The organism is Streptomyces sp. NPDC054956, assembly GCF_053609185.1.
In genome coordinates this window covers 1-6683 of sequence record NZ_JBSGXB010000366.1, presented here as the reverse complement: position 1 = coordinate 6683, position 6683 = coordinate 1, and the positions used below count along the sequence as shown (strand labels likewise).

The window sequence follows — 6683 nt, the reverse complement described above, 5'->3', positions numbered from 1 at the left end:
GAACGTCAGGACGGACTCCTGGTGATACTGCTTGCGGATGACGTCGGCGATGTGGTGCAGCCCCTCGGGGCCGACCCGGTTGACGTCGAACTCGCGCGACCGCTCGTAGGTGGTCTGCTTCAGGTCCTCGGACCAGAAGACCCCGTCCAGCAGGGTCGAGGAGCCGGGCTTCGCGCCGTGGGTGCGGATGATCTCGCGCACCTCGCGGTCGAAGCGGCGCAGGCGGGTCCGCAGCCGGGGGTCTTCCGGGGCCGTGATGATCGCCGTGTTGTCGGTGGCGAAGATCTCCGCCGTCGGGCACCCCGGGGGCGAGGCCGGGCTCGCGTACGCGTTCCCCGTGCCGGCGGATCCCAGCGCGAGGACCCCGACCGCGACCAGGACCGTTGAGTGCCGCCTCATGTCTCAAGTCCCTTTCCAAAGGGCCGTGGTGGTGTGCCCGGTGGCAGCGACGGCCCGCGCCGTCCTAGGTGCGCCGCTCACCCGCCCAGCGGCCCCGGGCGTGCACGCGGCCGGATTTCACCTGGTCGGGGGCGGGCGGTGCGAGGATCACCGGTCAGCCGCGGTCAGCCGATCCTCAGGGCCGCGAGGAAGTCCAGCCGGGTCTCCAGCCGGGCCAGGTTCCGGCCCGTGAGCTGCTCGATGCGGGTGACGCGCTGGCGCAGCGAGTTGACGTGGAGACGGAGCCGGGCGGCGCACTTGGTCCAGGACCCGTCGCAGTCGAGGAACGCCTCCAGCGTGAGCACCAGATCGGTCCGGTGGCGGCTGTCGTGATCGCGCAGGGGGCCCAGGAGCCGGGCGGCGAAGGCCCGCCGGTTCTCGACCGGGATCAGGGGCAGCAGCGACAGGATGTGCGAGGTGAGGTCCCCGGTGCTGCGCACGGTCACTTGCCCGGGGCCGTCGTGGGCGACGCGCAGCGCGGTACGGGTCTCTTCGAGTGCCCGGCGCGCGTTCCCCGGCGCGTCCACCGGAGGGCTGACGCCGACGGAGAGGCTGCCCCGCGGGCCGAGCCAGCGGGCGAGCACCGCGGCGAGCCGGCGTTCGAGGGCGGCGCAGTCGAGTTCCGGCTCGGGGCGCCCGTCCGTGGGCGCGGGCGCCAGTACGAAGAGCACGGCCTGTTCGCCGTCGACGGTGGCGGCGATGTCCTCCGGCGGTACCGGCGCCGGGCCGTCCGGCCGGACCAGGGCCTCCTCCAGGAGCACGCGCAGGGCCGCGGCAGGGACGGGCCTGGCCGGCTCCCACTCTCCGCGGGCCACCACGAACCGGCAGCGCTGCCAGGTGTCCTTCTGGCTGATGACGGCCTGCGCGGTGCTGCTCAGCCGGACGGGGATCTCGTCGGGCGGGACGGATCCGTGCAGCAGGTCCAGGAACTGACGGGCCAGGTCGTTCAGCGCCACCTTCGCCCGGTCGTGCGCGCACCGGGCGTCGGTGACGAGCTCGACGACACGGTCGAGGAGCTCCGCGTCCGCCGCGGGCCAGGCCGAGGTGTCGGCCTCCACGACGAGCAGCCAGTCACCCAGCTCGCCCGCCCGCTCCCCGGCGGCGGCGCGCACCGGCACGAGGGAGTGGAGCCGGTCCCCGACCGTGACCCGATGGGGAGCCGCCTCGCCCGAGCGGCGGGCGAAGAGGTACCGTCCGGCCAGTGCCGTCGCCGTCCTGGGGTGCAGCAGGGGCCGGTCCCCGGCGATCTGCCGGCCGGTCGCGGACAGGACGCGCACGTCGAGGCCGAGGCTGCTGCGCAGCAGTTCCAGTACGGAGTCCAGGGTGCTCCGGTCGGCGAGGAGCCGTCGGTGGCGTTCGACCACGGCGGCGAGCTCTCCGTCGTGACGGCCCGGCAGACGGCGCATGACGTACTCGGTGACCGCGGTGAACGAGGTCTCCGGTCGCACGGCGACGAGGGGCAACCCGTGGCGCCGGCAGGCGCGCACCAGGTCGTCCGGAACGAACCCGTGTGCGGCTTCACCCGCGGCGAGGGCCGTGACGCCCGCCCGGTCGAGGACGCGCACGAACGCCTCCGCGTCCCCGTCCTCCCGCCACCAGGCGAGTTCGGAGAGGACGAGCTCACCGCCGGTCAGGAAGCGGCCGGGATCGGCCAGATCGATGGTCGGGACGGCGCGCACGGCGCGGTCGAGCACCCCGCCGCCGGCGTCGGCGTCGCCGCCGGCACCGCCGCCGGCGTCCCCGTCACCGTCCCCACCCACGAGGAGCGTCAGCCCCAGCTCGTCGGTGTCCAGAAGTTCGCGTAGCCGCATGAGCGCCACCCTCTCACGCCCCCACCTTCCGGAACAGGCATCACCCCAGCTCACCGCGGTGGGAACGGAGGAACGCACACTCGTCCACAGGTGACGGAGTGTCCGGTATTGAGCGATCGGTGACTGCCTCAACCCGTCGGCGGAGCTGTCTACTTCTGCGCATCAGCACGCCGGGCAGCGTGCCGCGCACGGGGGTGGCGGCACGGCTGCCGGTGCTGTCCCAGGAACAGGAACGTCGAGAACATCAGGAAGAGGCGGTTCGATCATGGCCGGTACCACTACGGGCATTCCTGCCAACGTCACCCAGGGTTCCCGGACGAAGGGCGGAATCGGCGAATCGACGCTGCGCCCGGACGGCACCCTGAAGGTCACGGGCGAGTTCGCGTACTCCTCGGACATGTGGCACGAGGAGATGCTGTGGGGCCAGGTCCTGCGGTCCACGGTCGCGCACGCGGAGATCGTGTTGATCGACATCTCCGAGGCCGTCGCGATGGACGGCGTCCACGCCGTCATGACGTGGGAAGACCTGCCGGCGGTGAAGAACTACGGCATGGAGTTCCAGGACACGCCGATCCTCGCGCACGGGAAGGTACGTCACCACGGTGAGCCGGTCGCCCTCGTCGCCGCCGACCACCCGGAGACCGCCCGCCGCGCCGCCGCGAAGATCCGCATCGAGTACCGGGAGCTGCCCGTCATCACCGACGAGGCCTCAGCGCTCGCCCCGGACGCGATCCTGGTCCACGAGGACCGCGACGACCACCACGCCGCCCACGTCCCGCACCCGAACATCGTGCACCACCAGCCGATCATCCGCGGCAACGCCGCCGAGGCCGCCAAGAAGGCCGACGTCGTCGTCACGGGCGAGTACACCTTCGGCATGCAGGACCAGGCCTTCCTCGGCCCGGAGTCCGGCCTCGCCGTGCCCGCCGAGGACGGCGGCGTCGACCTGTACGTGGCCACCCAGTGGCTGCACTCGGACCTCAAGCAGATCGCCCCGGCCCTCGGCCTGCCCGAGGAGAAGGTCCGCATGACGATGGCCGGCGTCGGCGGCGCGTTCGGCGGCCGCGAGGACATCTCCATGCAGATCCTCGCCTCCGTGCTCGCGCTGCGCACGGACAGGCCGGTGAAGATGGTCTACAACCGCTACGAGTCCTTCTTCGGCCACGTGCACCGGCACCCGGCGAAGCTCTCCTACGAGCACGGCGCCACCAAGGACGGCAAGCTCACGCACATGAAGTGCAAGATCGTGCTCGACGGCGGCGCCTACGCGTCCTCCACGGCCTCGGTCGTCGGCAACGCGGCCTCCCTCTCGGTCGGCCCGTACGTCCTCGACGACGTCGAGATCGAGGCGATCGGCCTCTACACCAACAACCCGCCCTGCGGCGCGATGCGCGGCTTCGGCGCCGTCCAGGCCTGCTTCGCGTACGAGGCCCAGATGGACAAGCTCGCGGCGAAGCTGGGCATGCACCCGGTCGAGTTCCGTCAGCTGAACGCCATGGAGCAGGGCACCATCATGCCCACCGGCCAGGTCGTCGACTCCCCGGCCCCGGTCGCCGAACTGCTGCGGCTGGTCAAGGCCCGCCCGCTGCCGCCGGAGCGTCAGTGGGCCGTCGCGGACGGCGAGGCCGATGTGCGCGAACTGCCCGGCGGCCTGTCCAACACCACGCACGGCGAGGGCGTGGTCCGAGGCGTCGGCTACGCGGTCGGCATCAAGAACGTCGGCTTCTCCGAGGGCTTCGACGACTACTCCACCGCGAAGATCCGCATGGAGGTCATCAACGGCGAAGCGGTCGCGATGGTCCACACGGCCATGGCGGAGGTCGGCCAGGGAGGTGTCACCATCCACGCGCAGATCGCCCGTACCGAACTCGGCGTCCAGCAGGTGACCATCCACCCCGCCGACACGCAGGTGGGCTCGGCGGGTTCGACCTCGGCCGGCCGCCAGACGTACATGACCGGCGGAGCCATCAAGAACTCCTGCGGGATCGTCCGCGAGAAGGTCCTGGAGATCGGCCGGCGCAAGTTCGGCTCCTACCACCCGGCGTGGGCGACCGCCGAACTGCTCCTGGAGGGAGGCAAGGTCGTCACCGACGGCGGCGAGGTCCTCGCCGACCTCGTGGACGTCCTGGAGGACGAGGTCGTGGAGGTCGAGGAGGAGTGGCGCCACAAGCCCACCCAGGCGTTCGACCGCGTCACCGGCCAGGGCGACGGCCACGTCCAGTACGCCATCGCCGCGCACCGCGCGGTCGTCGAGGTCGACACGGAACTGGGCCTGGTCAAGGTCGTGGAGCTGGCCGTCGCGCAGGACGTGGGCAAGGCGCTCAACCCGCTCTCCGTCATCGGGCAGATCCAGGGCGGAACGGTCCAGGGCCTCGGCGTCGCGGTGATGGAGGAGATCATCGTCGACCCGAAGACCGCGAAGGTGCGCAACCCCTCCTTCACGGACTACCTGATCCCCACCATCCTCGACACCCCGACCATCCCGGTCGACTACCTCGAACTGGCGGACCCGAACGCCCCGTACGGGGTGCGCGGCATCGGCGAGGCCCCGACCCTGTCGTCCACCCCGGCCGTCATCGCGGCGATCCGGGCGGCGACCGGCCTGGAGCTGAACAGGACGCCGGTCCGCCCCGAGCACCTCACCGGGGTCTGATCCTCACCCTTGCGATGATCCCGGGCGGCGGCTGCGGTACGCCACCGCCCGGGATCACCCGCCGCCGAAGGGACACCGCATCGCCCGGTCCTCTTCGCGCCGTGCCGTGGTGGCCGGCCGGGGAGCGCCGGGCGGGCCGGGGCGACCGGTGACGTCGAGGGTCAGGCCGTCGGCTTGGAGGATCGTACGTGTGCCGAAGGCGGGCGTGCTGCCGGGTGCGCGGGTGATCTCGTAGCGGCTGGTGAGGGTCGCCGTGGCCACGGTCATGGCGGTGGTGGCGAAGAGCGCTCCGAGGCAGGCGCGCGGTCCGCCGCCGAAGGGCATGAACGCGTACTTGGGCAGCGGGTTGCCCGGGCGCTCGATCCACCGGTCCGGGGCGAACGCGGTGGGCCGGTCGTAGTGCCGGGGGTCGCGGTGCAGGACGAAGGGACTGACGGCGACTCCCTGGCCGGGGCGGAGCGGGAAGCCGGCGAGCTCGGTGGGGTCCTCCACGGTCCGCTGGATGAACCAGAGCGGGGGATAGAGGCGGAGCGTCTCCTTCACGACGGCTTCGGTGAAGGCCAGCCGGGGCACGTCGGCCGCGGTGGGGAGCCGGCCCGCGAGTTCCCGGTCGGCCTCGTCCCGTACCCGCCGACGGACCTCGGGATGCCGGTCGAGGAGGAGCAGCAGCCAGCCGAGCGCGGCGGCGGTGGTCTCGTGGGCGGCGAACAGGTTGGCGACGACGACGCTGGTCGCGCCTTCGTGGGTGATGGCGCCCTCGTCGCAGGCGGTGATGAGCAGGTCCGCGACCACCGGCGGGGAGTCGTCCCGCCTCGTCGTGCGGCGCAGGCGGATCAAGCGGGACACCTCGTCCTCGAGGTCGCGGCCGATGCGCTGGAGACGGCGCCTGCGCAGTGCGCGCCAGCGGGCGGGCAGCGGCAGGGCGGGGGGCAGGAGGGCGTCCTGCAGGCGGGCGAGGAGCCCGGGGACCTCTTCGCTCCCGGGTCCGAGGCAGTACTCGGCGATGAGGTGGGCGGTGAGGTCCTCCAGTGCGGGGGTCGCGTCGATGCTGCCGCGCGCGTGCCAGGTTTCGGCGTGGCGGGCGACGGTCGCCGCGAGGCGGTCGCCGGCGGCGCGCAGGCTGGTCCGGTTCAGACCGCGCCCGGCCAGGGCGCGGGCCCGCATCCACAGGGCCAGGTCCTCGGAGGCGCGGCCTCCGTCGGTCGCCTCGCCCAGCAGGTCGCGGCTGATGGCGTAGGTGGTGTTGGTGTGCTTGAGGACCTCCTCCGCGAGGGCGGGCGAGTTCACGAGGTACAGGTCGTCGTCGAGGCGGACCACGTCGCCGTACCGCTGCTGGTCGAGCAGGAAACCGAGGTGGTCCCGCTCGAAGGTGCGCCTGGGGCCGTGCCGCCCGGCCCCCGAGGGGCCGGGCGGCACACGGGTCGACAGCACGGGCTACCGTCCCTGTACGTAGTGGTAGTAGTACTGGCTGGAATGGTCCTGTCCGCCGAGCACGCTGGTGCGTTGCACCTTGGCCCCGGAGGGGTCGTTGGCCAGCTGGGCGGAGCTCGGTGCGGCGTGGGCCGCTCCGGCGCCGAGGAGCGCCGCGATGGCGGAGGCGGCGACGAGGAGCGACTTGCGCAGGGGGATCATGGCAGCCATGACTTTTCTCCTTGTTCGGGGTACCGGGCGGCCGTTCCGTCCGGTCCGTTGCCTCCATTGGGCCACCCCGGAGCCCCCGCGGGCACGCCACGGGAACACGTGACGTGCCCTTCGCGCCCCCGTCTGGCACACTGCCCCGC

The 6683-nt window shown here is 72.5% G+C and carries 4 protein-coding genes and 1 pseudogene; 1 reads left to right on the top strand and 4 read right to left on the bottom strand.

What is annotated here, in order from left to right:
• Positions 1–399: pseudogene (locus tag ACWGDE_RS34195) on the bottom strand (hypothetical protein); the annotation flags it as partial.
• A gap of 164 nt (positions 400–563) precedes the next feature.
• Positions 564–2249: a PucR family transcriptional regulator gene (locus ACWGDE_RS34190; RefSeq protein WP_453392947.1), complete on the bottom strand. Its 1686-nt coding sequence runs from the start codon at positions 2247–2249 to the stop codon at positions 564–566.
• 265 nt (positions 2250–2514) lie between these two features.
• On the opposite strand from ACWGDE_RS34190, the gene ACWGDE_RS34185 reads away from it, so the two are divergent.
• Positions 2515–4902, top strand: coding sequence for a xanthine dehydrogenase family protein molybdopterin-binding subunit (locus ACWGDE_RS34185; protein ID WP_453392946.1), 2388 nt, complete (start codon positions 2515–2517; stop codon positions 4900–4902).
• A gap of 54 nt (positions 4903–4956) precedes the next feature.
• On the opposite strand, the gene ACWGDE_RS34180 is transcribed toward ACWGDE_RS34185, so the two are convergent.
• Positions 4957–6333 (bottom strand): cytochrome P450, encoded by a 1377-nt coding sequence (locus ACWGDE_RS34180; RefSeq protein ID WP_453392945.1) that lies wholly within the window; start codon positions 6331–6333, stop codon positions 4957–4959.
• A 3-nt stretch (positions 6334–6336) separates the two neighbouring features.
• Positions 6337–6543 carry a hypothetical protein gene (locus ACWGDE_RS34175; RefSeq protein ID WP_453392944.1) on the bottom strand — a complete coding sequence of 69 codons (207 nt, stop codon included), beginning with the start codon at positions 6541–6543 and terminating at the stop codon, positions 6337–6339.
• Between the last annotated feature and the right edge of the window lie 140 nt (positions 6544–6683).